This window comes from Enterobacter cloacae complex sp. 677-3DZ2D5B, from assembly GCF_004136695.1.
GTDB lineage: Bacteria > Pseudomonadota > Gammaproteobacteria > Enterobacterales > Enterobacteriaceae > Enterobacter > Enterobacter hormaechei_C.
On sequence record NZ_QFLS01000009.1, the window covers coordinates 132111 to 158306 of the forward strand.

The 26196-nt window shown below is 57.4% G+C and carries 17 protein-coding genes and 2 tRNA genes; 6 read left to right on the top strand and 13 right to left on the bottom strand.

The annotated features are described in order from the left end of the window. Nucleotides 1-104: 104 nt before the first annotated feature. From galU to rssA, 3 genes are all read right to left on the bottom strand, one after another. Nucleotides 105-1010 carry a UTP--glucose-1-phosphate uridylyltransferase GalU gene (gene galU / locus DD597_RS14070; RefSeq protein ID WP_003856723.1) on the bottom strand — a complete coding sequence of 302 codons (906 nt, stop codon included), beginning with the start codon at nucleotides 1008-1010 and terminating at the stop codon, nucleotides 105-107. Between the two features lie 199 nt (nucleotides 1011-1209). Then, nucleotides 1210-2223: a two-component system response regulator RssB gene (gene rssB / locus DD597_RS14075; RefSeq protein ID WP_003856721.1), complete on the bottom strand. Its 1014-nt coding sequence runs from the start codon at nucleotides 2221-2223 to the stop codon at nucleotides 1210-1212. 89 nt (nucleotides 2224-2312) lie between these two features. Further along, nucleotides 2313-3215, bottom strand: coding sequence for a patatin-like phospholipase RssA (rssA, locus tag DD597_RS14080; RefSeq protein ID WP_045333132.1), 903 nt, complete (start codon nucleotides 3213-3215; stop codon nucleotides 2313-2315). 113 nt (nucleotides 3216-3328) lie between these two features. Here rssA and DD597_RS14085 point away from each other — a divergent pair, with 113 nt between their 5' ends. The 4 genes from DD597_RS14085 (at nucleotide 3329) to DD597_RS14100 (ending at nucleotide 5038) form a co-directional block, all read left to right on the top strand. After that, on the top strand, nucleotides 3329-3793 hold the full coding sequence (locus DD597_RS14085) for a YchJ family protein (RefSeq protein WP_045333133.1): 465 nt from the start codon (nucleotides 3329-3331) through the stop codon (nucleotides 3791-3793). Between the two features lie 41 nt (nucleotides 3794-3834). Continuing rightward, nucleotides 3835-4677, top strand: a complete 843-nt coding sequence (gene purU / locus DD597_RS14090) for a formyltetrahydrofolate deformylase (protein ID WP_003856715.1) — start codon at nucleotides 3835-3837, stop codon at nucleotides 4675-4677. Between the two features lie 157 nt (nucleotides 4678-4834). Further along, a tRNA-Tyr gene (locus DD597_RS14095) sits at nucleotides 4835-4919 on the top strand. A 34-nt stretch (nucleotides 4920-4953) separates the two neighbouring features. Beyond that, nucleotides 4954-5038, top strand: a tRNA-Tyr gene (locus tag DD597_RS14100). Between the two features lie 225 nt (nucleotides 5039-5263). Here DD597_RS14100 and narI read toward each other — a convergent pair. The 5 genes from narI to DD597_RS14125 all read right to left on the bottom strand — a co-directional run bounded on the left by narI (nucleotide 5264) and on the right by DD597_RS14125 (nucleotide 13702). After that, nucleotides 5264-5941 carry a respiratory nitrate reductase subunit gamma gene (gene narI / locus DD597_RS14105; protein WP_003856712.1) on the bottom strand — a complete coding sequence of 226 codons (678 nt, stop codon included), beginning with the start codon at nucleotides 5939-5941 and terminating at the stop codon, nucleotides 5264-5266. Then, complete coding sequence (gene narJ, locus DD597_RS14110) at nucleotides 5941-6651, bottom strand: nitrate reductase molybdenum cofactor assembly chaperone (protein ID WP_058648252.1); 711 nt, start codon at nucleotides 6649-6651, stop codon at nucleotides 5941-5943. The genes narI and narJ overlap by 1 nt, the downstream gene beginning before the upstream one ends. Continuing rightward, nucleotides 6648-8183 carry a nitrate reductase subunit beta gene (gene narH / locus DD597_RS14115; protein WP_059370594.1) on the bottom strand — a complete coding sequence of 512 codons (1536 nt, stop codon included), beginning with the start codon at nucleotides 8181-8183 and terminating at the stop codon, nucleotides 6648-6650. The genes narJ and narH overlap by 4 nt, the downstream gene beginning before the upstream one ends. Further along, nucleotides 8180-11923: a nitrate reductase subunit alpha gene (locus tag DD597_RS14120; protein WP_022651367.1), complete on the bottom strand. Its 3744-nt coding sequence runs from the start codon at nucleotides 11921-11923 to the stop codon at nucleotides 8180-8182. Before DD597_RS14120 ends, narH begins: the two co-directional genes overlap by 4 nt. Nucleotides 11924-12304: 381 nt before the next feature. Then, nucleotides 12305-13702 carry a NarK family nitrate/nitrite MFS transporter gene (locus DD597_RS14125; RefSeq protein ID WP_003856705.1) on the bottom strand — a complete coding sequence of 466 codons (1398 nt, stop codon included), beginning with the start codon at nucleotides 13700-13702 and terminating at the stop codon, nucleotides 12305-12307. Nucleotides 13703-14011: 309 nt separating this feature from the next. On the opposite strand from DD597_RS14125, the gene narX reads away from it, so the two are divergent. Together narX and narL are read left to right on the top strand one after the other, a co-directional pair. Next, on the top strand, nucleotides 14012-15808 hold the full coding sequence (narX, locus tag DD597_RS14130) for a nitrate/nitrite two-component system sensor histidine kinase NarX (protein ID WP_129256319.1): 1797 nt from the start codon (nucleotides 14012-14014) through the stop codon (nucleotides 15806-15808). Further along, nucleotides 15801-16451 carry a two-component system response regulator NarL gene (gene narL / locus DD597_RS14135; protein WP_003856701.1) on the top strand — a complete coding sequence of 217 codons (651 nt, stop codon included), beginning with the start codon at nucleotides 15801-15803 and terminating at the stop codon, nucleotides 16449-16451. Before narX ends, narL begins: the two co-directional genes overlap by 8 nt. A gap of 1 nt (nucleotide 16452) precedes the next feature. Here the strand turns inward: narL and DD597_RS14140 are convergent, their stop codons facing one another. From DD597_RS14140 to ntrB, 5 genes are all read right to left on the bottom strand, one after another. Next, complete coding sequence (locus tag DD597_RS14140) at nucleotides 16453-17871, bottom strand: YchO/YchP family invasin (protein ID WP_129256320.1); 1419 nt, start codon at nucleotides 17869-17871, stop codon at nucleotides 16453-16455. Between the two features lie 174 nt (nucleotides 17872-18045). Then, entirely contained in the window at nucleotides 18046-20523 is a 2478-nt protein-coding gene (locus DD597_RS14145) for a nitrate reductase (RefSeq protein WP_032609435.1), read from the bottom strand. After that, the gene (gene nirB / locus DD597_RS14150) at nucleotides 20520-24506 is read right to left on the bottom strand and encodes a nitrite reductase large subunit NirB (protein WP_129256321.1); all 3987 of its coding nucleotides are present in this window, start codon (nucleotides 24504-24506) and stop codon (nucleotides 20520-20522) included. The genes DD597_RS14145 and nirB overlap by 4 nt, the downstream gene beginning before the upstream one ends. Nucleotides 24507-24518: 12 nt before the next feature. Next, nucleotides 24519-25307 (bottom strand): ABC transporter ATP-binding protein, encoded by a 789-nt coding sequence (locus tag DD597_RS14155; RefSeq protein WP_045336446.1) that lies wholly within the window; start codon nucleotides 25305-25307, stop codon nucleotides 24519-24521. 9 nt (nucleotides 25308-25316) lie between these two features. After that, nucleotides 25317-26195: a nitrate ABC transporter permease gene (ntrB, locus tag DD597_RS14160; protein WP_003856687.1), complete on the bottom strand. Its 879-nt coding sequence runs from the start codon at nucleotides 26193-26195 to the stop codon at nucleotides 25317-25319. Between the last annotated feature and the right edge of the window lies 1 nt (nucleotide 26196).

Genomic DNA, 26196 nt, shown 5'->3' on the forward strand with positions numbered 1-26196 from the left:
CGTATTTAACGTCCTTGACAATCCCCCGTCAATTACAGAGTGACAGGCATAAAAAAACCGGTGGGCGACGCCACACCGGTCTTGTTCACAGGCTGGTGAGTTTATTACTTAATACCCACGCTACCTTTGAGCCAGGCTTTAAATTCTTCACCCAGGCTGTTATGGCGAATACCATATTCGACGAATGCCTGCATATAACCGAGCTTATTCCCGCAGTCATGGCTCTTACCTTTCATATGGTAGGCTTCCACGGTCTCTTTCTCGATCAGCATATCGATAGCATCCGTCAGCTGGATTTCATCGCCCGCACCCGGAGGCGTTTTCGCCAGCAGCGCCCAAATTTCAGCGCTCAGTACGTAACGACCAACGACAGCAAGGTTAGACGGCGCGACGTCCGCTTTAGGTTTTTCAACAACGCCAACCATCGGTACGCTTTCGCCAGGTTGCAGGTCAACGCCTTTGCAGTCAACCACGCCGTAAGCGGTCACGTCGTCGACTGGCTCAACCATAATCTGGCTGCTGCCGGTTTCGTCGAAGCGTTTAATCATTTCCGCCAGGTTTTCCTGGGAAAGATCGGACTCGTACTCATCAAGGATCACATCAGGCAGAATAACCGCGACCGGCTCATCACCCACTACCGGGTGTGCACATAATACTGCGTGTCCCAGGCCTTTCGCCAGGCCCTGACGAACCTGCATAATGGTAACGTGTGGAGGACAAATAGACTGCACTTCCTCCAGCAGCTGGCGCTTAACACGTTTTTCCAGCATTGCTTCGAGTTCGAAACTGGTATCGAAATGGTTTTCGATAGAGTTTTTAGATGAATGCGTCACCAGCACAATTTCGGTGATACCTGCTGCAATACATTCATTCACGACATACTGGATTAATGGCTTATCAACCAGAGGCAGCATCTCTTTTGGGATTGCCTTCGTCGCTGGCAACATCCTGGTACCCAATCCCGCCACCGGGATAACGGCCTTTCTGACTTTCGAATTTAGGGCAGCCATTGAAATTCTCCTGAACTGTTCAAGTTTTGAACTTTTATGCATTGAATAACGCTTTGAGTATACAGTCTCAGCCACTAATACGGGTCTGAAAAGAACGCGTTGCCGATCAATTAAGACAAATACGCATGAAACTTGCAGCGATAGTAGCACTGCCAGCAAAAACACAGGTAAAGCAATCTGAAAAATAAAATCTGACTGCTTACTCCGTGGACAACATTAAGCGTAACCGCCCTCCGGCACCCCAAATTTGGCACTGCCAGGAGGTGCAGCGATGGCTAATTTGATTAAGGTAAGTATTTCCCAGCGTACCCAACGGCACGCCGTTACTCACCTGAATATGGTGTTCGCCAGTATTCAGTGTGGCATTTAATCCCGCAGACACCAGAATAAGGTTATTCAACCCGCTGTGATAATAGCCAACCAGAAGCGGGAACTGCCCCGGTAAATTGGCTTGGCGAAAAAGTTGGTTGACCTGTTTTAGTAAACTGCCTAACTCAGGAAGTCGTTGCCCCTGATGGGATAATTGTTCCTGTAGCAATCCATTAAACAGCGCCCGGAGTAATAAGGCCGCCAGAACGCCGTTATCTCCCGCTCGGGTAACATCCAGGCAATAAAAAGCGAGGTCGGAATCCGAGAGCGGCGCAATATCCAGCACCAGTCCAGGCTGGTCAGCCGCTACCAGCTGGCGATAATTTACTCTGCAATGAGAGATATTTTGCTGCACCGGCGGCTGAAGTTCCTGAAGCAGCTTCGCGGCCGCGAGCGGATTACTGACTAAAGCATCCCAGTCCTGGAAAAGACGTTCTTCTTCTTCCACCCGGGAATTGAACATATTGGGATACAGGCAGGCCAACACCGTTTCGCGCAGACGGTTCAAATCTTTAACCGGTTTGAGCAGGATATCCTGCACTCCTAAACGCAACGCCTTAGCAATATCCGCCATATTTTCGGTGGCCGAGATCACCAGTATCGGTGTCTGATAACCTTCATTACGCAGGTTTTCTACAAGCATTAATCCGTCCATGCGCGGCATCTCAAGATCGCAGATCATCAGATCCGGCGCCATGCTGGCCATTTTTTCCAGTGCCTCGACGCCATCTTCGGCAAGGGACGTGGTTGCACCCAGTGAGGATAACCACGAATCCAGTAGCGATCGGAAAACGGGCTCGTCTTCTACTATCAAAATATGTTTTCCGGCCAATGGCTGTGTCATGGTTCCTCCCCTGGCTGACAGTTACTCAATAGTGGCATGCTATTGGTACTATCGCCTGTCAGATTTTGCTGAAGTAATCAAAAAAGTGCTCAACGTGCTGTACGCACAAAAGGCAACAGTTCATCTATTTTCTTTTCGACGGCTAACGAGCCCGCTGCTATGGCGGCCTCAGCCCGGTGGAAATCAAGGGTAGAGATTTGTGGACAATAGGGTTGAATAAGAATATCCGGAGGATCGCCAGCCATACGGTTTCGCTTCAGGCGATTCTCAAGAATTTGAATAGAGGTCGTCATGATTTCAATGGCGTTCGGTGCGGTCACCGCGCGACGGGCAGCCAGGCGCCCTATTCTGCCGCGTAATCGAGCATGCCAGGCAAGTTTCTCCTCTTCCGTGTCATCGCTCTGAAGATTAACCGGCATCAAATCCTGCTGCATAAGGTGAGCGTCGTGCTGTAAATCCACGGCAATGACGATATCCGCCCCCATGGCGCGCGTCAGAGAGACAGGGACAGGATTCACTACGCCACCGTCAACGAGCCAGTAGCCATTGTGAGGCACAGGCGCCATTAATCCAGGCATACTACAGGATGCACGAACGGCGAGATGAATATCCCCTTCGGTGAGCCATAACTCCCTGCCCGTACTGAGGTTGGTTGCAACGGCCCCGAAAGGCATTTGGCAGTGGCTGAAGTCAGCGAGGGGCATTATCTTGCGAAACTGATTGAAAACGCGTTCGCCGCGCAACAGGCCGCCACGCTGCCAGGAGAGATCCATCAGGCGCAGCACATCCCAGTAACTGAAGGAGCGCACCCAGCTTTCAAGCTCCGGGAGCTTACCGCAGGCGTACGCGGATCCGACCAGCGACCCGATAGAACATCCTGCGACAATATCAACGTCAATCCCCATCTGGTTTAAGGTATTGATAACGCCAATATGTGACCAACCCCGGGCTGCACCTGAGCCCAACGCCAGTCCAATTTTTACCTTTCTCATTAGCCCTGTTTTACTTCCCCTGGATTCCCGACATAGCGTCAACGCACCTGCTCAGTTAACATATTGCTACCTTAAGCGTTTAACGCCTTATTTTTTGTTCCAGGAAGAGAATCGTGTCTCAACTCTGCCCCTGTGGTAGCGCTCTGGAGTATAGCCTATGTTGCCAGCGATATCTTTCTGGCAAGCAGGTTGCACCAGACCCGTCACACCTTATGCGCTCGCGGTATACTGCTTTTGTGATCAAAAACGCAGACTACCTGATTAAAACCTGGCATCCGTCCTGCCATGCTGCCGATTTTCGCCAAGAGATTGAAGCCGGATTTGCCAACACCGTCTGGCAGGGCCTCACCGTCTTTGAAGCCGCTCCCGGCCGCGATGCCAACGAGGGCTATGTCAGTTTTGTCGCCCGCTTTAGCGAACAAAACAAACCCGGCGCCATCATTGAACGCTCACGGTTCTTAAAGGACAGCGGGCAATGGTATTATATTGACGGCACACGTCCGCAATTCGGTCGTAACGATCCCTGCCCCTGTGGTTCAGGAAAAAAATTTAAAAAGTGTTGCGGCAGTAATGCCTGACAACTCAGACTTCGCAAATACATAAACAGGATTTCCCGGCGATGCAATCATTACAACGTAAAGTTCTGCGCACTATCTGTCCCGATCAAAAAGGGCTGATCGCACGAATTACCAACATTTGCTACAAGCATGAACTGAATATCGTGCAGAACAACGAGTTCGTTGACCACCGTACCGGTCGCTTCTTTATGCGTACCGAACTGGAAGGCATTTTCAACGACACAACCCTGCTTGCCGATCTGGACAGCGCCCTGCCGGAAGGCTCGGTGCGCGAGCTGAACCCGGCGGGCCGTCGCCGTATTGTCATTCTGGTCACCAAAGAGGCGCACTGCCTGGGCGATCTGCTGATGAAAGCCAACTACGGTGGCCTGGACGTCGAAATTGCCGCCGTCATTGGCAACCACGAGACGCTGCGTACGCTGGTAGAACGTTTCGACATTCCGTTTGAGCTGGTCAGTCACGAAGGCCATACCCGTGAAGAGCACGACAACCTGATGGCTGCTGCGATTGAAGCGCATAACCCGGACTACGTGGTGCTGGCGAAATATATGCGCGTGCTGACGCCATCCTTCGTGGCGCGCTTCCCGAACAAGATTATCAACATCCACCACTCCTTCCTGCCAGCCTTTATTGGCGCGCGTCCGTATCACCAGGCATACGAGCGTGGGGTGAAAATCATTGGCGCAACCGCGCACTACGTGAATGATAATCTGGATGAAGGCCCAATCATCATGCAGGACGTGATTCACGTGGATCACACCTACACGGCAGAAGATATGATGCGTGCCGGCCGTGACGTTGAGAAGAACGTACTAAGCCGTGCGCTGTATCAGGTACTTGCCCAGCGCGTCTTTGTGTACGGCAACAGAACGATTATTCTTTAATCCCTCGGAAAATGAATTGATTAGCTTTACGCCTTTGCGGATAAAAAGCAGGCAAACAGCTTCATTTTCCTAAAGGAATGCTTTACAGGGGCGTCTCATTTGATATGATGCGCCCCGCTTCCAACACGAAGCAGGCCAGTTAAAAGCATTACCCCGTGGTGGGGTTCCCGAGCGGCCAAAGGGAGCAGACTGTAAATCTGCCGTCATCGACTTCGAAGGTTCGAATCCTTCCCCCACCACCATCTCCAGCTTTACCTCAAAATATGAATTACCCCTGGTGGGGTTCCCGAGCGGCCAAAGGGAGCAGACTGTAAATCTGCCGTCATCGACTTCGAAGGTTCGAATCCTTCCCCCACCACCATCACTTCCAGATTCTTAAGCACTCATTCAAGCACAATGCATCATATTTCTCGATGCCGGGAGTAATCCTTCCCTGCCTGTTTTCCCCGGTGGCGCTTCGCTTACCGGAGCTACAAATAGGGTCTGTAGGCCGGGTAAGGCGCAACCGCCACCCGGCATCCGCACGAAACCCTGGATCGGGGACAAAAAAAACCCCGCATATGCGGGGTTGTATTAATACAGCGAATCAGCGACGAGCACGCACAACCTGATATTTGCGCGTCAGGTACTCCACCGGCGCACTCCAGATGTGCACCAGGCGAGAGAACGGGAACAGCACAAACAGGGTCATACCCAACACCAGGTGAACGCGGAAGATGAACGCCACGCCGTCCAGATGCTCAGAGGCGCCCCCGCGGAAGGTCACGACAGACTGCGCCCATCCCACCAGCTTCATCATCTCGCTGCCGTCCATATGCTGCGCAGAGAATGGAATGGTCAGCAGACCAAGCGCACACTGCACCATCAGCAGGGAGAGGATCAGGATGTCCGCTCCGGTCGTGGTAGCCCGCACGCGTGGGCTGAACAGACGGCGTTTCAGCAGCAACAGACCACCCACCAGGGTCATCACGCCGCAGGCGCCACCGGCGAGCATCGCCATCTTCTGCTTCACGTCAATCGGCAGCCACGCTTCGTACATCCAGTGCGGGGTCAGCATCCCCAGGAAGTGACCGGCGAAAATCCCCAAAATCCCGATGTGGAACAGGTTTGACGCCAGGTTCATCCCTTTACGATCCAGCATCTGGCTGGAGGCAGCACGCCAGGTGTACTGGCCATAGTCATAACGCAGCCAGCTTCCCACCAGGAATACGGTGCCCGCGATATACGGGTAAATGTCAAAGAAGAACATATTCAGGAAGTGCATTAGTGCTGTCCTCCGTTAGAGATATTCAAATATTGCGGAGCCACCGCTCCGGCAAAACGACGCTGATGCGCGGAGATTTCAGATTCGCCACAGCTCTGGTCAGCAAAGAATTTCACCTGCTCTTCTTCCCAGACGGCATCCAGTGCTTGTGGGGTATCGTCCCGGGCTTCATCCGCGATTTTTTCCGCCACTTTTTGACTGTCAACCGAGGCGTTAGCCAGTTTCACCAGCAGATCAAACAGGACTGCATAGCTGCTCTCACGTTGCTGGAGACGCGCGCCGAGCAACGCCAGAATGGGAGCTATGTCCTGCAACCCGCCCAGCGCTTTCTCTTTCGGCAACTGCGCCAGATATTCCAGATACAGCGGCAGGTGATCCGGCAGCTCGCGGCTGTCGAGTTGCAAACCGTGCTGCTCGTACTGGGCCATCAGATCCACCATCGCCTGACCACGGTCGCGGGATTCACCGTGAACGTGTTCGAACAACAGCAGAGACGTGGCACGACCCCGGTCAAACAGCTGGCTGTAGTCCGCCTGCGCATCAAGAAGATCGCGCGCCAGCAGATCGCGGAGGAAAACGCCCAGCTTCTGGGCATCCTCTTTATCCAGGTTTTCAGATGACGCGAGTGCATCAAAGAGTTCCTGTTGATGCTGCACAAGCGCAGCATCAGGGTACTCGAGCAGACGCGAAACAATGACGAGTTCAATCATTGGTGCGGCTCCGTTTTGCTGGTCACATCCATCGCGTCGATGCGGCGGCTGTTGAACAGATTGAATTTGCTGTCTGACCCGTGGCAACCGTCGCCAAAGGTAAAGCCACACCCACTTTTCTCAGGGAAGGCCTCGCGAGCCAGTTCACGGTGGCTGCTCGGCACCACGAAACGATCTTCGTAGTTAGCGATTGCCAGATAGCGGTACATCTCCTGCGCCTGCGCTTCGGTCAGACCAACCTCTTTCAGCGCGCGGGTATCGTTCACGCCGTCAACAGTTTCCGCACGTTTGAAGTGACGCATCGCCAGCATACGTTTCAGCGCCAGCAGTACCGGCTGGGTATCCCCGGCGGTGAGCAGGTTGGCCAGATACTGAACCGGGATACGCAGGCTTTCCACGTCCGGCAGAATGCCGTTGCTGCCCAGTTCACCCGCATCCGCCGCAGACTGAATCGGAGACAGCGGCGGCACATACCAGACCATCGGCAGCGTGCGGTATTCCGGGTGCAGCGGCAGGGCCAGCTTCCAGTCCATCGCCATTTTGTACACCGGAGACTGCTGTGCGGCGTCAATCACGCTCTGCGGAATACCGTCTTTCAGCGCCTGCTCAATGACCTTCGGATCGTTCGGATCGAGGAAGACATCCAGCTGACGCTGATACAGATCTTTCTCGTTCTCGGTGCTTGCGGCATTTTCAATCGCGTCCGCGTCGTACAGCAGCACGCCGAGGTAGCGGATACGACCTACGCAGCTCTCTGAGCAGACGGTCGGCATACCGGCTTCGATACGCGGGTAGCAGAAGATGCACTTCTCAGACTTACCGCTCTTCCAGTTGAAGTAGATTTTTTTGTACGGGCAGCCGGTGATGCACATACGCCAGCCGCGGCACTTGTCCTGGTCGATCAGCACAATGCCATCTTCTTCACGCTTGTAGATGGCGCCGCTTGGGCAGGTCGCCACGCACGCCGGGTTAAGGCAGTGTTCGCACAGGCGCGGCAGGTACATCATGAAGGTGTTTTCGAACTGGCCGTACATCGCCTTCTGCATGTTCTCGAAGTTCTGGTCTTTGGCGCGTTTTTCGAACTCGCCGCCCAGAATCTCTTCCCAGTTTGGACCGCTGGTAATTTTGTCCATGCGCTGGCCGGTGATCAGCGAGCGAGGACGGGCGATCGGCTGGTGTTTGCTTTCCGGCGCGTTGTGCAGGTTCTGATAGTCGTAATCAAACGGCTCGTAGTAATCATCGATGCCCGGCAGATGCGGGTTAGCGAAGATTTTACCCAGCAGCATGGCACGGTTACCCATGCGCGGTTGCAGTTTGCCGTTGATTTTACGGATCCAGCCGCCCTTCCACTTCTCCTGGTTTTCCCAGTCGGTCGGGAAGCCGGTGCCCGGCTTACTTTCCACGTTGTTGAACCAGGCGTACTCCATACCTTCACGGCTGGTCCAGACGTTTTTACAGGTGACTGAGCAGGTATGACAGCCGATGCATTTATCCAGATTCAGCACCATGCCGACTTGTGAACGAATTTTCATTTTACGCTCTCCTGTACCTGGTCATTACCTTCGCCATCTAACCAGTTAATATTCTTCATCTTACGTACCACCACGAACTCATCGCGGTTCGATCCTACGGTGCCGTAGTAGTTAAAGCCGTAGGCCAGCTGGGCATAACCACCGATCATGTGGGTCGGCTTCGGCGTAATACGGGTCACGGAGTTGTGAATACCGCCGCGCTGTTCGGTGATCTCAGACCCCGGCAGGTTAACGATACGTTCCTGCGCGTGGTACATCATGGTCATCCCGGCCGGTACACGCTGGCTCACCACCGCACGTGCCGTCAGGGCACCGTTGCTGTTGAACACTTCAATCCAGTCGTTATCTTCGATACCCAGATCTTTGGCGTCCGCTTCGCTCATCCAGACGATTGGCCCCCCGCGCGACAGGGTCAGCATCAGCAGGTTGTCGCTATAGGTGGAGTGGATACCCCACTTCTGGTGCGGCGTCAGGAAGTTCAGCGCCTTCTCAGGGTTACCGTTTGATTTCGCACCCATCACCGCTTTCACGGAGCGGGTGTCGATTGGCGGACGGTAAACCAGCAGGCTTTCACCGAAGTCACGCATCCACTGGTGATCCTGATACAGAGACTGACGGCCAGAAAGCGTGCGCCATGGGATCAGCTCGTGAACGTTGGTGTATCCGGCGTTATAGGACACATGTTCATCTTCGAGGCCAGACCAGGTCGGGCTGGAGATAATCTTGCGCGGCTGGGCCTGAATATCGCGGAAGCGGATTTTCTCTTCCTCTTTATTCTTCGCCAGGTGCGTATGGTCACGACCGGTAAACTCGCTCAGGGCCGCCCAGGCTTTCACCGCCACGTGGCCGTTGGTTTCCGGGGCCAGGGTCAGGATCATTTCCGCCGCATCAATCGCCGTGTTCAGCATCGGCTGGCCTTTCGCCGGGCCGTCCGCTTTGGTGTAATTGAGCTTGCGCAGCAGGTCCATTTCACTCTGGGTGTTCCAGGCGATCCCTTTCCCGCCGTTACCGATTTTTTCCATCAGCGGGCCGATAGAGGTAAAGCGCTCGTACGTTGCCGGGTAATCACGTTCAACCGGAATAATGTGCGGCGCGGTTACGCCTGGGATCAGGTCGCACTCGCCTTTTTTCCAGTCCTTCACGTCCAGCGGTTGCGCCAGTTCGGCAGCGGAGTCGTGCTGGATTGGCAGCGTCACCACGTCGGTCTCTTTGCCCAGGTGCCCTACACAGACTTCGGAGAATTTCTTCGCGATGTCTTTGTAGATTTCCCAGTCGCTTTTTGATTCCCATGCCGGGTCAACGGCCGCAGACAGCGGATGAATAAACGGATGCATATCCGACGTATTCATGTCGTCTTTTTCGTACCAGGTGGCGGTAGGCAGCACGATATCGGAGTACAGGCAGGTACTGGACAGACGGAAGTCCAGCGTTACCACCAGATCCAGCTTGCCGTCCAGACCGTTGTCTTTCCATTCAACTTCTTCTGGCTTCACGCCGCCCTGCTTGCCGAGATCTTTACCCTGAATACCGTTTTCGGTACCGAGCAGGTATTTCAGCATGTATTCATGGCCTTTACCGGACGAACCCAGCAGGTTAGAGCGCCAGATGAACAGGTTACGCGGATGGTTTTTACCGTTCTCCGGCTGTTCTGCCGCGAAGCGGATTGAGCCGTCTTTGAGGGATTTAACGGTGTAGTCAACCGGTGACATGCCCGCTTTCTTCGCCGCTTCCGCAATGCGCAGCGGGTTCGTGCCCAGCTGCGGCGCAGACGGCAGCCAGCCCATACGCTCAGCGCGCACGTTGAAGTCAATCAGGTGGCCGCTGTAGCGGGATTTATCCGCCATCGGCGACAGCAGTTCCTGGGCGGTAACCGTCTCGTAGCGCCACTGGCTGGAGTGGTTATAGAAGTAGGAGGTGCTGTTCATGTGACGGGCCGGACGCTGCCAGTCAAGGGCAAACGCCAGCGGCTGCCAGCCGGTCTGCGGACGCAGTTTTTCCTGGCCCACGTAGTGCGCCCAGCCGCCGCCGCTCTGCCCGACGCAGCCGCAGAAGATCAGCATGTTGATCAGGCCGCGATAGTTCATATCGAGGTGATACCAGTGGTTCAGACCGGCACCGACGATGATCATGGAGCGACCGTGGGTTTTGTCGGCGTTTTCCGCAAATTCACGCGCGATACGGGTGATCTGCGCGCGTGGCACGCCGGTGATCTGCTCCGCCCAGGCCGGGGTATAAGCCTTCACGTCATCATAGCTGGTCGCGCAGTTTTCATCGTTCAGGCCGCGCTCCAGGCCGTAGTTCGCCATGGTCAGATCGTAGACGGTAGTGACCAGAGCAGTAGAACCGTCCGCCAGTTGCAGGCGCTTAACCGGCAGTTTGTGCATCAGAACGTTTTGCAGCTCAACCTTGTTGAAGTGCTCGGAACCTTCATTACCAAAGTACGGGAAGCCGACATCGGCGATCTCATCCTGGCTGCCCAGCATGCTGAGACGAAGTTCCGTCTCTTCACCCGTGGTGCCGTTACGCTGCTCCAGGTTCCATTTGCCTTTTTCGCCCCAGCGGAAGCCGATAGAGCCGTTTGGCGCCACCAGCTCGCCGTTGCTGTTGCAGGCGACCGTTTTCCACTCCGGGTTGTTTTCCTGACCCAGCGCGTCCACCAGATCTGCGGCACGCAGCATACGGCCTGCGGCGTAATAGCCGTCACGCTCTTCGAGCATCACCAGCATTGGCATGTCGGTGTAGCGACGCACGTAATCGGTGAAATACTGGCTTGGCTTGTCGAGGTGGAATTCACGCAACATTACGTGGCCCATCGCCAGCGCCATGGCGGCATCGGTACCCTGTTTCGGCGCCAGCCACAGGTCGCACAGCTTGGCGATTTCGGCGTAGTCCGGGGTCACGGCAACGGTTTTGGTCCCTTTGTAACGTACTTCGGTAAAGAAGTGCGCATCCGGGGTACGGGTCTGCGGAACGTTAGAGCCCCAGGCGATGATGTAGCTGGAGTTGTACCAGTCAGCGGACTCCGGCACGTCGGTCTGCTCGCCCCAGGTCTGTGGCGACGCTGGCGGCAGGTCGCAGTACCAGTCGTAGAAGCTCAGGCAGGTTCCGCCGATGAGTGACAGGTAGCGCGCGCCGGAGGCGTAAGAGACCATCGACATCGCCGGGATTGGCGAGAAGCCTGCCACACGGTCAGGACCGTAAGTTTTCACGGTGTAGACGTTGGAAGCCGCAATCAGCTCGTTCACCTCTTTCCAGGAAGAGCGAACGAAACCACCGCGACCACGCGCCTGCTTGAAGCTTTTCGCTTTGTCGGCATCTTCAATGATGGAGGCCCAGGCATCAACCGGATCGCTGTGCTGCACTTTCGCTTCACGCCACATTTTCATCAGGCGTTTACGCATCAGCGGGTATTTCAGTCGGTTTGCGCTGTAGAGATACCAGGAGTAGCTGGCCCCACGCGGGCAGCCACGCGGCTCGTGGTTCGGCATATCCGGACGGGTACGCGGATAATCGGTCTGCTGCATTTCCCAGGTCACCAGACCGTTTTTAACGAAAATCTTCCAGCTACATGAGCCAGTGCAGTTTACGCCGTGGGTAGAACGGACAACTTTGTCATGCTGCCAGCGTTGACGGTAACCGTCTTCCCAGTCCCGGTTGGTATCCAGAACCTGGCCGTGCCCATCGGCAAAAGTTTCACCCTTCTGTTTGAAGTAGCGAAACCGGTCCAAAAATTTGCTCATCGGGTATCTCCTGTGTGGAGCCTGTGGCTCTCTAAATCGACATTGCTGATTTGCAGCGAAGGTAACGCTATGAAAGATGGTGAGAATTGATAACGATCAAGACGAAGGGGGACTCTGAGGGGGGGTATTAGATCAAATACCACCAAAGCGGTAGCTGTTAATATTTTTTAACCTTATGATTTATATAGATATATTTTATTTATCGTACAATATGTGAGGCAGAATTTAACATCTTAGGTATTAAGGGGTAGAGACACCTGTTAAGCGATGGCGATCACATCGTTACCTGCGGGTGAGCACGGGTAACGCCATTAGTATGTTGTAACTATTCAGCGATTAAAAAAAGCGCGGCACTCAGGCCGCGCAAACGGATAATCAAGCTTACTTGTTTTTCTTGGTATTACGGCCATATACCAGCCAGGTGATGACCACGCAGGCGATATAGAAGACGAGGAATACTTTCATCGCACCCGCCGGAGAGCCGGTCAGATCCAGTGAGATACCGAACGCTTTTGGAATAAAGAAGCCGCCAATCGCGCCTATCGCAGAGATAAACCCAAGCGCCGCAGCGGTATCGGTGGCGGCTTCACGCATTGCCTGCTCGTCGCTCCCACCCTGCGCTTTCACGCGGTCCATGGTCAGCTTGCGGAAGATGACAGAGATCATCTGGAAAGTAGACGCACTGCCCAGCCCGGCGGTCAGGAACAGCACCATGAAGACGCCGAAGAAGGCAAAGAAGTTACCCCCCTCACCACCCGCAGGCAGCGTCAGGAACAGCAGCGCACAGAAGATGGCCATTACAACAAAGTTCACCAGCGTAACGCGCGTCCCGCCCAGACGGTCGGAGATCATCCCGCCCAGCGAACGTGCCAGCGCGCCGATAAACGGACCGAAGAAGGCAAACTGAAGGATCTGCACGTCCGGGAACTGGGTTTTAGACAGCATGGCAAAGCCTGCGGAGAAACCGATGAACGAGCCGAAGGTCGCCAGATACAGCAACGCCATCACCCACAGGTGGCCACGCTTCAGAACCGGCAGCTGCTCGCTCAGTGACGCTTTGGACGCGGACAGATCGTTCATGAAGAACCACGCCGCCAGGGTAAAGACCACCAGGAACGGTACCCAAATCCAGGAGGCGTTTTGCAGGAACAGCACGGAACCGTCGGGCTGCGTCACACCGCCGCCGCCAAAGGCCGCAAAGATGGAGACAGAGATCGCCAGCGGGGCAATCAGCTGCATCACGCTCACGCCCATGTTACCCAGACCGCCGTTAATGCCCAGCGCGCCACCCTGCTTCGCTTTCGGGAAGAAGAAGCTGATGTTTGCCATACTGGACGCAAAGTTCGCCCCCGCAAAACCGCACAGCAGAGAGATAATCACGAACACGCTAAACGGTGTGGAGGTATCCTGCACCGCAAAACCGAGCCACACGCACGGTATGATCATGATCCCGGTACTGAAAGCCGTCCAGCGACGACCACCAAAGACCGGCACCATAAACGCATAAGGAACGCGCAGCAGTGCGCCTGAAAGCGACGGCAACGCGGTCAACATAAACAGCTGGTCGGTGGTAAAGGTAAAGCCCACTTTTGGCAGGTTAACCGCAACCGCACTGAACAACATCCAGACGCAAAACGCCAGTAACAGACATGGAACGGAAATCCACAGATTACGACTTGCTACACGGTGGCCGCGCTGTTGCCAGAACGCCGGATCCTCTGGACGCCAGTCTGTAATAACGGCACCAGTTTCCCTTTCGGGAGCGGAAGAGTGACTCATAGACACCTCTGATTCTCGAATGATGCTGCAAACATTAGGGCTTTAGAGCGGCGGTAAGTTGATATAAATCAAAGGAAAAGTGGGAGGTTTTGCGGCAAAAAAAAAGCCATCACTCTTAATGAGTAGATGCAAAACGTAAAAAAGGTGTGGTTTTTCACGGTGCTGAGGCATCCCTGCTTCGTCCACCCACTAACCGTTACCTCTCTGGCAATTTAGAGGTAATCCTTTATTGGTATGGGTATACTCCAGGGTATGCACCAGAATAGCGCCATTCCTGCAATCAGGTCACGTCAGGAGCCCGGCAACTCTATGTTAAAAAGATGTTTATCTCCGCTGACGCTGGTTAACCAGCTGGCGCTTATTGTTCTGCTGTCCACCGCTATCGGTGTGACCGGCATGGCTATTTCTGGCTGGCTGGTACAGGGTGTACAGGGTAACGCGCATGCCATCAACGAGGCAGGCTCGCTACGTATGCAGAGTTACCGGCTACTGGCGTCGGTGCCGCTGACGCAGGCTGACCAACCGCTTATCGACGAAATGGAGCGTACCGCATTCAGCCCTGAACTGGAAAGAGCCGCCATCCGTGACGGTCAGCAATCTCAGCTTAAGGCGCTTCAGGGCTACTGGCATACCCAGCTGGAGCCCGGCTTAAAGCGGGCGGAAGACCGGGAAACGGTCGCCCAGGATGTCGCCGGGTTTGTGTCACGCATCGATCATCTTGTCTCCTCATTCGATCGCACCACAGAGTTACGCATTGACCGTGTGGTGATGGTTCACCGCGCAATGGCGCTGTTTATGGGTTTGCTGCTGATTTTCACGGTTATCTGGCTGCGCGCGCGGTTGCTTAACCCCTGGAAACAGCTCCTGGCGATGGCCCGCGCCGTCACACAGCGCGATTTTACCCAGCGCATGCACATCAGCGGGCGCAACGAAATGGCGATGCTTGGCGAGGCGCTCAATACCATGTCGGCAGAGCTATCAGAGAGCTACGCGGTACTGGAACAACGCGTCCAGGAGAAAACCGCCGGGCTTGAGCAAAAAAACGAGATCCTCTCTTTCCTCTGGCAGGCGAACCGTCGCCTGCATATGCAGGTACCGCTTTGCGAACGTCTCTCGCCAGTACTGAACGGCCTGCAAAACCTGACTCTGCTCCGCGATCTTGAGCTTCGGGTTTACGACGTTGAAGATGAGGAAAACCATCAGGAATTTACCTGTCAGTCGGACATCTCCTGCGACGATAAAGGGTGTCATCTGTGCCCGCGCGGCTTGCCGCCGCTTACCACCAGCGGCACGACCCTCAAGTGGCGGCTGATGGACAGCCATACCCAGTACGGTATTTTGCTGGCCACCCTGCCCGCCGGACGTCACCTGAGCCACGACCAGCAGCAGCTGGTCGATACGCTTGTTGAGCAGCTCACGGCCACGCTGGCGCTCGACCGCCACCAGGAGAAACAGCAGCAGCTGATCGTGATGGAGGAGCGTGCCACCATCGCCCGCGAGCTGCACGACTCCATCGCCCAGTCCCTCTCCTGCATGAAGATGCAGGTGAGCTGCCTGCAAATGCAGGACGAAGGCATGCCCGAGAGCAGCAAACAGCTGCTCAGCCAGATCCGCAACGAGCTTAACACCTCGTGGGTTCAGCTTCGCGAGCTGCTGACCACCTTCCGTTTGCAGCTCACCGAGCCGGGGCTGCGCCCTGCGCTGGAGTCCAGCTGTCAGGAGTTTAGTGCCCGGCTGGGCTTCCCGGTGAAGCTGGATTACCAGCTGCCACCGCGTTTTGTCCCCTCTCACCAGGCGATCCATTTGCTGCAAATTGCCCGTGAAGCCCTGAGCAACGTGCTCAAGCATGCCGAGGCGACGGCCGTTACGGTCACCGTCAGCTGCCAGGATAATCAGGTGAAGCTCAGGGTTCAGGATAACGGCCGCGGCGTGCCGGAAAATGCCGAACGAACGAACCATTATGGTTTAATTATCATGCGAGACCGCGCGCAAAGCCTGCGCGGTGATTGCCAGGTTCGCCGGGGAGAGTCAGGTGGCACCGAAGTAGTGGTCACCTTTATACCCGAAAAGCCCCTCATAACTGCTCAAGGAGAAAACCATGACTAATCAGGAACCGGCATCTATCCTGTTGATTGACGATCATCCGATGCTGCGCACTGGCGTTAAACAGCTTGTCAGCATGGCGCCAGATATCACCGTCGTCGGGGAAGCCAGCAACGGCGAACAGGGTATTGAACTTGCCGAATCGCTCGATCCTGATTTGATCTTGCTCGATCTCAACATGCCGGGCATGAATGGCCTGGAAACCCTCGACAAGCTGCGGGAGAAATCCCTCTCTGGCCGGGTGGTGGTCTTCAGCGTCTCAAACCATGAAGAAGACGTGGTCACCGCCCTCAAGCGAGGGGCAGACGGCTATCTGCTGAAAGATATGGAGCCGGAAGATCTGCTCAAGGCGCTGCAACAGGCTGCCGCAGGCGAGATGGTGCTGAGTGAAGCGTTAACGCCGGTACTGGCCGCCAGCCTGCGTGCGAACCGCGCCACGTCTGACCGCGACGTTAGCCAGTTGACCCCGCGCGAGCGTGACATTCTGAAGCTGATTGCCCAGGGGCTGCCGAACAAAATGATCGCCCGCCGTCTGGACATCACCGAAAGCACGGTCAAAGTGCATGTTAAACACATGCTGAAAAAAATGAAGTTAAAATCCCGCGTCGAAGCCGCCGTCTGGGTGCATCAGGAGCGCATTTTTTAACTTACTCATCCGGCAGCAACTTCCACCGTGGATCGTCGGCAGGCATTGCGACGAGCGGTTGCACCACGGAAAGCGTGATCTCATTGGAGGAGACACGCTGCCCATCCTTATCTTCCACCACGGCCGTTAGCCGCCATGCGTTTTTCGCCCCTTCTGAATCATCCCATGCAGGCATGATCACACTCCAGCCATCGCTGCTGTTGCCGTTTGCCGGTGAGGTCAGGCTGAGCGCCTGGGTATCACCCAGCCAGTGGATCTGCCGGATACCGTGCTTGCTGCGAATTTGCAGCTTCAGCATCACGGTTTCGCCTGGCTTAAGATCCCACGGCGGCGTGGCCAGATATACCGAGAGGGTTTTGCGCTGACGGAATTCCATCACGGGCAGATTATCGCGCTCAGGTGAATCATAGCGGCTGCCCCGCAGCGAGCGCGTCGCCGCCACTTCTCCGGCGGAAAGCTGTTTCGCCAGCGGCACGCCAAAGCGATAGTTGAGCTTCAGCCCGAGGTTATTCTGGCTAACGCCGCTCTCCCCCTGCTTATGGGCAGCCGTCAGGGTGACCAGCGGAACGGGGGTATAGTTCAGCCCCAGGTTGACCGCAACCGGATTGTGATACCCCGTACCGCTGTTAAACAGATCGACGTTATCGCCAAAATACTGTTCAAAGCTGACGCTGGTGTTCAGGTGATGAAACCAGGGAAGCCAGGCTTTGGCCGTTACGTCGTACCCGCGCGCCATGCGCTGCTCGCGGATGTCGGAACGCGGCTGCCAGCCAGCGAACGGCTGGTAGTAATTGGCCGACAGGCGCAGGTTTTCACCCCACGCCTCTGCGCCCAGCCCGGCACGTTGCAGGTTGTCTTGCAGCAGGTTGTCGTAAAAGGTGTTGTAGCCCAGCAGCCAGTTTCCGGCAACCCAGCGCTGCCCGATCCCGACATTGCTCACCAGCCCATCTGTCTGCTGCGTCAGGCCAAGCTGGCTCCAGCTCAGATAACGGGTGTTGTCGTTCCAGGGGATAAACCAGCTACCGCTGCTGCCGTTAAAGTTGCCGTCGTCATCCACCAGTACATTGACGTTGGCGTTTCCCCAGGGTGAAAGCCAGGATTCAATCTGCTCGTTGACTTCACCGCTGACGGCATCCCGCACTTTGCCAAACGCGAACTGTCGCGCCTGCTGCCCGGCCGTCAGGCCGTTATCGGTCATACTGGCTTCACCGAAGGCCTTTGCCATTTCAGCCAGATGCTTTTCGCCTTCGGTGGTCGGTTGCGCCATACCGAGATCCGGCAGGCTATCGCCGTTATTATCAAACGGATTCTGCGCCTGCTGCACGAAGGATTTCGGCGCACCGTGAAGGGCTCCAGCCGTAAAAAGGGGGAGTAACAGCAAAAAACGGATGCGGGACGATACAGCCTTCAACGTCGTCAATCAGAACCTGTGTTTATGAACAAACACTTATTATGTTAACGCCATAAGCCCTGAAAACCAGTCTTAACAGAAATTTCAGGAATATCCTGAAAAGATTTGTCGGGTGGCGGCTTCGCCTTACCCGACCTACAAATTCGTACCGGTGCGAAGCCGCCAACCGACGCCCTTGCACTATTATCCCAACAGCGCTTTCAGCTCCGGCACGCAGGAGCCGCAGTTCGTGCCGCAGCGCAGCTTCACGCCCAGCGCTGCGGCAGAATCACAGCCTCCGGCTATCGCCTTACGTATCGTATTTTCACCCACGCTGAAGCAGCTACAGATAATTCGCCCGGGATCGGCATCTTCGCCCGGCCGTTGTCCGTGCAGCAGCGCATGGCGTTCAGCGAGTTGTACGGGTGCAGCAGCAAAGGCTTCTTCAATAAACGCATGCGCCAGCGCCGGCAGCGTATGGCCCTCCCAGTAGCCCAGCATCAGCTCGCCGTGATGCCAGGCGAGCACGCTGCTGCGTTCTCCCGTCTGTGCCACCTGTAACTGCCAGCCCCGACCGCTGGCGTACGCCCTGACCCACGACAGCAACGGCTGCTCCCCCGCCACCGTCAGACGTGAGGCTTTACGCCACCAGCAGACCGACGGCGGCAGCGCTGGCAGCTCGCGGGCATACAGTTCACCCTGCCAGGCCGGTAGCCAGGGCATGATCCTCACCGCGGTTTGTTTACTCTCCGGCTGGCCGGAACCAGCATCAATCCGCCCTTCTACCAACGCATTGACCTTCCCCTGCCGTGCAAATTGCGCGTTCCAGTGCATCGGCGCAAACAGCTCGCCCGCACGCTGCGCGGTGGAGATACGTACTCTGGCAACCATCACCCCGCGCGGGGAGCTTATCCGCGCCAGCTGGCCGTCAGTCAGCCCAGCGCGCGCCGCATCGGTTGCGTTCATCTCAACAAAAGGCTCATCAATATGCTGCATCAGGCGCGGAACATACCCCGTGCGCGTCATGGTGTGCCACTGATCGCGGATCCGCCCGGTATTCAGTATCAAGGGGTACAATTCGTCGACGCCTGCCCCATGCGAGGAAGGATCAACCGGTACAAGATTTCTTTGCGGGAAATCACCGGCATGCCACTGATAAGGCGCCAGCGCGTCCCACGCCTCTCGCGACAGCGACGCCAGTTCGCGCAGGTTTAGCGCCCGTTCGCCGTTATTTTCAAACGCCGTCAGCGCCGCATGTTCACAAAATATCTCCTGAGGGTGTTCCCAGGCGAAGGCATCGCCATAACCGAGCTGGTCTGCCATCCGGGCGATTATCCACCAGTCCGGTCTGGCCTCGCCCGGCGCAGGCAGAAAGGCACGCTGGCGGGAGATACGGCGTTCAGAATTGGTCACCGTGCCGTTTTTCTCGCCCCAGCCCAGGGCGGGAAAACGGATATGGGCAAACCGGCTGGTGTCCGTCTCCTGCATCACCTCAGATACCATGACCAGCGGGCAGGCTGCCAGAGCCTGACACACCGCGTGGCTGTCGGGAAGCGACACGGCAGGGTTGGTGCCCATGATCCACACCGCCTTCACCTCGCCGCGGGCAATAGCGTCAAACAGTTCCACCGCCATCAGGCCCGGGGTCTGCGCCAGCCGTTCCGTTCCCCAGAAACGCGCCACGCGCGAAAGATCGTCCGGCTCGAAGTTCATGTGCGCCGCCAGCTGATTCGCCAGCCCGCCCACTTCCCGCCCGCCCATGGCATTTGGCTGTCCGGTCAGCGAAAACGGGCCGCAGCCAGGACGGTTGAACTTCCCGCTGGCAAGATGCACGTTAATGATGGCGTTACACTTGTCGCTGCCGGTGGAGGACTGGTTGATCCCCATGGTGTAGAGCGTGATCGCGCGTGGCGCGGTGATAAACCAGTCGTAGAAGGTGCTAATCTCGTCTGAAGGCAGATCGCAAAACGCCGCCACGCGAGGGATCGGCCACTCGCCCCGCCCCTGAATCAGATTGAGCAACCCCACAAACAGCCCGGCGTCGCTGCCGGGTCTGAGCGCGAGGTGGAGATCGGCGATATCGCAGGTGGCGGTTTTACGCGGATCGATCACGACCACTTTCATCTGCGGATTGTTGTGTTTTGCCTGCACCAGCCGCTGATACAGCACCGGATGCGTCCAGGCCGCGTTTGAGCCAACGAGTACCACCAGATCGCTGTTTTCCACGTCCTCGTAGCTGCACGGCACCACGTCTTCACCGAAGGCGCGTTTGTAGCCCACCACCGCCGATGACATGCACAGCCGCGAGTTGGTATCAATGTTCGCCGCCCCGATAAAGCCTTTCATCAGCTTGTTGGCGGCATAGTAATCCTCGGTCAACAGCTGGCCGGAGGCATAAAACGCCACCGCCTGCGGCCCCCATTCGTTGATGATGTTCCGTAGCCGCTCGCCCGCTTCGCCCAGCGCCTGCGGCCATGCCACCTCCCGGCCATCGACCACCGGGCGCAGCAGGCGTCCCTGCAACCCCGTGGTTTCCCCGAGGGCAGATCCTTTTACACACAGACGACCGAAATTCGCCGGATGAGTTTCATCCCCCCGAATGCTCACCTTTTCACCGTCTGCGCTGGCGACCACGCCGCAGCCCACCCCGCAGTAAGGGCACGTTGTCCGGGTTTCGGTCATGAGGCCTCCGCACGCATCACCAGCTCTTCATTTCCAACCCATACCTTGCCGTTTTCAATTTTTACCGGCCAGGCGCGCACCACGGGTTCGCCATTCTCCACCTGACAGCCGTCGCGCAGACGAATACGTTGCTTGTAGAGCGGCGAGATCACCACCGGTTCCCCCGCCGCATCGCCGAGGATGCCGCGTGAAAGCACGTTCGCGCGGCTACCCGGCTCCCGATCGTCGAGGGCATAAACGTTTTTGCCAAAGCGGAACAGCGCAATCGGTTTGCGCCCAAGATGCGCACCGATGCCCGCCTGCTCCGGGATCTCATCGATATTACAAATTTCCTGCCAGCGCTTGTTCTCCTCCGCGGCGGGGACGTTCACCGCAGTGCGGAACAGCGCCAGGCGATCAGGATCGTTGAGGGTGGTTTGCCATTCGCACTGGTAGGTCTCCACCACCCGGGCCATCTCCTGCTCCAGCTCGTGGGCGATCCCCAGGCTGTCGTTGAGGATCACCTCGCGCAGATAGTCGAGGCCGCCTTCCAGGTTATCCATCCAGGTACTGGTACGTTGCAGACGATCTGCCGTGCGAATGTAGAACATCAGGAAACGGTCAATGGTGCGGATCAGCGTTTCGTCGTCCAGATCGCTGGCGAAGAGGTCCGCGTGGCGCGGCTTCATCCCGCCGTTGCCGCACAGATAGAGGTTCCAGCCTTTGTCCGTGGCAATCACCCCCACGTCTTTGCTCTGCGCCTCTGCGCACTCACGGGTACAGCCGGAGACCGCCATTTTGATTTTGTGCGGCGCGCGCAGGCCCTTGTAGCGGTGCTCCAGCCTGACCGCGAGGCCGGTGGAATCCTGCACGCCGTAGCGGCACCAGGTCGACCCGACGCAGGATTTCACCGTGCGCAGAGATTTCCCGTAGGCATGTCCGGTCTCAAACCCGGCCTCCACCAGCGCCTGCCAGATTTCCGGCAACTGTTCGAGCGTGGCGCCAAACAGGTCAATACGCTGCCCGCCGGTAATTTTGCTGTAAAGGCTATAGCGTTTCGCGATCTGGCCGATGGCGATCAGCCCGTCGGCGGTCACTTCACCCGCAGGCATCCGCGGGACGATGGAGTACGTTCCGTCCTTCTGAATATTGGCGAAAAAGCGGTCGTTGGTGTCCTGCAACGGCAGATGCGCCGGTTTCAGCAGATACTCGTTCCAGCAGGAAGCCAATACCGATCCCACCAGCGGCTTACAGATCTCGCACCCGTGCCCCTGACCGTAGCGGCTGATAAGCTGGTCAAAAGTGCGGATATGGTTGACGCGCACCAGGTGGTAAATCTCCTGACGCGAGTACGGGAAGTGTTCGCAGATATCTTTCTTCACCTCCACGCCCTGCTCCGCAAGCTGGAACTCCATCACCTGCTTCACCAGCGCGCTACAGCCTCCGCAGCCGGTCGCCGCTTTAGTGCACTGCTTAATGGCGCCGATATCCGTTGCGCCCGCGCTTACCGCCTGGCAGATATCCCCTTTGCTGACGTTATGACACGAACAGATCTGCGCGCTTTCCGGCAGCGCCGCCACGCCCAGCGCTTTCGGCGCGCTGCCTGACGATACGGGTAAGATCAGCGTTTCCGGTTCTTTTGGCAGGCTGATGCCGTTGAGCATCATCTGCACCAGCGTGGCGTATTCGCTGGCATCGCCCACCAGCACGCCACCCAGCAGGGTTTTGCTGTCGTGGCTGACCACAATTTTTTTGTAGATTTGCTGCGGCCCGTGCGTCCACTGGTAGCTCAGCGCGCCCGGCGTGCGCCCATGGGCATCGCCAAACGACGCCACATCCACGCCCAGCAACTTGAGTTTGGTACTCATATCCGCGCCGGTGAAGCGCTTCTCCTCACCCGCCAGCACAGCGGCGGCCACGCGCGCCATCTGGTAGCCCGGGGCCACCAGGCCAAAGATTTTTCCCTCCCACAGCGCGCATTCGCCGATAGCAAGCACGTCCGGATCGGAAGTCCGGCAGCCGTCGTCAATACAGATACCGCCGCGCTCGCCGATAACCAGCCCGCTGCTGCGCGCCAGCGCGTCCTGCGGACGAATACCGGCAGAGAAGACCACCATGTCCGTTTCCAGCTGTTCACCATCGGCAAAGCGCAGCACCAGCCCGTCGTCTGCGGTGGCAATCTCCGTCGTCGATTTACTGGTGTGCACCCCTACGCCCAGCGCCTCAATTTTCTTGCGCAGCATTGCCGCGCCGTCGCTGTCGAGCTGCACCGCCATCAGGTTCGGCGCAAACTCCACCACGTGAGTTTCCAGCCCGAGCTGCTTAAGTGCATTCGCCGCCTCCAGACCCAGCAGGCCGCCGCCAATCACCACACCGCGGCGAGAGCCTGCCGCATGGGCCGCAATGTTGTCCAGATCGTCGAGGGTGCGGTAGACAAAACACCCCGGCAGATCGTTGCCCGGAACGGGTGGTACGAACGGGTACGAGCCGGTCGCCAGCACCAGCTTGTCCCAGTGAGTCTCATGGCCACTGGCGGTACGCACTACGTGTGCATCACGATCGATAGCAACGATCTGCTGGGAGAGGCGCAGCTCAATGCCGTTATCGGCAAAGAACTCCCCCGCCACCAGCGAGAGCGAGTCCGCGCTGCGTCCGCCAAAATATTCCGACAGATGCACGCGGTCATAGGCGGCATAGCGCTCTTCGCCAAAAACAATAATCTGATACTGCTGATGCAAATTGCGGTTAACGCAGTCTTCGAGGAAATGATGGCCGACCATACCGTGCCCAACCACCACCAGAGTAGGTTTTGTCATAGCGTTCTGTCCTGCAACCTGCGGTTGCGTTGTGAAACGATCGAACAGCCAGTCCGCGTGGGCGGGCGCAGCCGTTGCCAGTAAATCGGTAAAGGTTGCCGCGCTGCGGCAGTCACCCAGCAGCAGCACGCCAGCCAGCGCCCCCTGATGGATCAGTAAACGTCGATAGTGACGGGTCAGCGGGTCCCATGAACTCCAGACCACATCGTCCGCCTGCGCCGTCGCGCGCCCGAGGCTGAACAGCTCCACGCCGGTCACCTTAAGGCGCACGCCGTTGTCGGTCAGGGTAAACGGCGCGGTGACCTCCCCGGCCAGCCGCGCGGCAAGAATATCCGCCTGCGCCAGACAGGGGGCCACCAGGCCAAACGTCTGGCCGTCAATTTCGCAGCACTCGCCGATGGCGTAGATACCCGGCACGGAGGTTTGCATCTGCTGATCCACCACGATGCCGCGCGCGCAGCGAATGCCGCTGGCATTTGCCAGCGCAACGTTGGGCTGCACGCCGGTTGCCAGCACCACGCGCGTGGCGGCAATGCGGCGTCCGTCGAGCGACGTCACGGCATCGTCAGCGATGGCGGTGATGCCGGAGGCGAGTTCACAGCTAACGCCCCGCGCCGCCAGCGCCTCTTCCAGCAACAGTCCCGCCTGCTGATCCAGCTGCTGTTCCATCAGCCACGGACCGCGATGCACGAGCGTGACGTTGTCACCCTTGCGCGCCAGCGCTGCCGCTGCCTCCACGCCGAGTACGCCGCCGCCCAGCACTACCGCCGGCCCGGAGATATTCTGGATGGCGCGGGTTTCTGCCAGGGTGCGAAAGGTGAACACATGCGGCGCATCGCCGCCGGGGATCGGCGGCACAACAGGGGTAGAACCGGTAGCAAACACCAGCGCATCCCAGCCCAGCGTGCAAGCAGAGGTATGCACTTCACGCGCGTTGACGTCTACTGCGAGCGCCGTTTCTCCTCGCAGCACCGTCACGCCTCGTGCCGTGTACCAGTCTTCATCGTGCAGACAGATGTGCTCCGCCTGCTTTTCGCCACCCAGCACTGGCGAAAGCTGGATGCGGTTGTATGCCTGCTCCGGCTCGTCACCGATGACGGTGACAGCGAAACGACCGGGAACACGCCCGGTGAGCGACGCAATCAGCCGGGTTGCCGCCATACCATTACCGATAATGACCAGTCGCATCGTGCCCCCTCATTACGCCGCTTTCGGCTGTTTTTCGTAGAGGAAATGGAGGATCTGCTGGCGCATGTGGTGATAGCGGCTGTCGTCCGCCAGCTGCACCCGGTTGCGCGGGCGCGGCAGATCGACGCGCAGGATCTCACCCACGGTGGCCGCCGGGCCGTTGGTCATCATCAGTACGCGGTCAGAGAGCAGTACCGCCTCGTCCACGTCGTGGGTGATGAGCACGATGGTGGTATTCAGCGCCTGCTGGATCTGCATCACCGAATCCTGAAGATGGGCACGCGTCAGCGCATCGAGCGCGCCAAACGGCTCATCCATCAGCAGCACTTTCGGCTTCATCGCCAGCGCGCGGGCAATCCCGACGCGCTGCTTCATGCCGCCGGAGATCTCCCCGGGATGCTTGTGCAGCGCGTGGCCCATCTGCACCCGGTCGAGATTGTGCTCAATCCACGCTTTGCGCTCGGCCTTACTCATGGTGTGACGGAAGACCTGATCTACCGCCAGCGCCACGTTGTCGAAGCAGGTCAGCCACGGCAGCAGCGAATGATTCTGAAACACCACCGCGCGCTCTGGCCCCGGCCCGGCGATTTCGCGGTTGTCGCAAATCAGCCCGCCTTCCGTCGGCAGCGTGATCCCGGCGATCAGGTTTAACAGCGTCGACTTGCCGCAGCCGGAGTGACCAATCAGACTGACGGTTTCGCCCTCGTGGATATCAAAAGAGACGTTTTGCAGCGCCAGAAACTCGCCGCTGGCGGTGGAAAAACGCTGGCTCACGGCCTGGACCTGAATTAACGGTTTCATCTTCACTCCTTATTTTTCCTGCCAGCTAAAGCGACGGGCGATCAGCATCAGCCCCTGCTCCAGCAGCAACCCGACGACGCCAATGATGACGATGGCGATGAGAATGTTTTCGACGTTGAGGTTGTTCCACTCATTCCAGATCCAGAAGCCAATGCCTAAACCTCCGGTGAGCATCTCGGCGGCGACAATCACCAGCCAGGCAATGCCAATGGAAAGACGTACCCCGGTCAGCACCGCAGGCAGCACGGCCGGGAAAAGAATGCGGCGCATGATGGTCCACTCTGAGAGTTGCAGCACCCGGGCCACGTTGAGGTAGTCCTGCGGAATACAGCGCACCCCTTCGGCGGTGTTAATGACCATCGGCCAGATGGAGCAGATAAAAATAGTCCAGCTCGATGCAGGCTCCGCTTTCTGGAACAGCAGCAGGCCGATAGGCAGCCAGGCCAGCGGGCTGACCGGACGCAGTAGCGCGATCAGCGGGTTGAACATGCGGGAGAAAAAGGTGAAGCGGCCAATCAAAAAGCCCAGCGGAATGCCCGCCAGCGCCGCCAGACCGAAGCCGATGGCGACGCGCTGCAACGACGCCAGCACGTTCCAGCCAATGCCCATATCGTTTGGCCCGTCGCGATAAAACGGATCGGCAAACAGGGTCATGGCCGAATCGAGCGTGCTGAGCGGCGTCGGAAAGCCTTTACTGTTTATCGCCGCCAGCTGCCAGAGCACCACCAGCAGGCCGAGACCGAGCAGCGCCGGGATGACGCGCTGTAAAAAATCATTCATCCGACGCGTAAACGCGGGCGCACGACGGCGAACCTGTAACGGAGGCAGGACTATCACTTCCCCGCTCTCTGACGTCTCTTGTGGTTTTGTATTTTGCAGATGCTGCATA

Coding starts and splice junctions, on each gene's coding strand:
- galU (WP_003856723.1), bottom strand. CDS start 1,010: ATGGCTGCCCTAAATTCGAAAGTCAGAAAGGCCGTTATCCCGGTGGCG.
- rssB (WP_003856721.1), bottom strand. CDS start 2,223: ATGACACAGCCATTGGCCGGAAAACATATTTTGATAGTAGAAGACGAG.
- rssA (WP_045333132.1), bottom strand. CDS start 3,215: ATGAGAAAGGTAAAAATTGGACTGGCGTTGGGCTCAGGTGCAGCCCGG.
- purU (WP_003856715.1), top strand. CDS start 3,835: ATGCAATCATTACAACGTAAAGTTCTGCGCACTATCTGTCCCGATCAA.
- narI (WP_003856712.1), bottom strand. CDS start 5,941: ATGCACTTCCTGAATATGTTCTTCTTTGACATTTACCCGTATATCGCG.
- narJ (WP_058648252.1), bottom strand. CDS start 6,651: ATGATTGAACTCGTCATTGTTTCGCGTCTGCTCGAGTACCCTGATGCT.
- narH (WP_059370594.1), bottom strand. CDS start 8,183: ATGAAAATTCGTTCACAAGTCGGCATGGTGCTGAATCTGGATAAATGC.
- DD597_RS14120 (WP_022651367.1), bottom strand. CDS start 11,923: ATGAGCAAATTTTTGGACCGGTTTCGCTACTTCAAACAGAAGGGTGAA.
- DD597_RS14125 (WP_003856705.1), bottom strand. CDS start 13,702: ATGAGTCACTCTTCCGCTCCCGAAAGGGAAACTGGTGCCGTTATTACA.
- narX (WP_129256319.1), top strand. CDS start 14,012: ATGTTAAAAAGATGTTTATCTCCGCTGACGCTGGTTAACCAGCTGGCG.
- narL (WP_003856701.1), top strand. CDS start 15,801: ATGACTAATCAGGAACCGGCATCTATCCTGTTGATTGACGATCATCCG.
- DD597_RS14145 (WP_032609435.1), bottom strand. CDS start 20,523: ATGACCGAAACCCGGACAACGTGCCCTTACTGCGGGGTGGGCTGCGGC.
- nirB (WP_129256321.1), bottom strand. CDS start 24,506: ATGCGACTGGTCATTATCGGTAATGGTATGGCGGCAACCCGGCTGATT.
- DD597_RS14155 (WP_045336446.1), bottom strand. CDS start 25,307: ATGAAACCGTTAATTCAGGTCCAGGCCGTGAGCCAGCGTTTTTCCACC.
- ntrB (WP_003856687.1), bottom strand. CDS start 26,195: ATGCAGCATCTGCAAAATACAAAACCACAAGAGACGTCAGAGAGCGGG.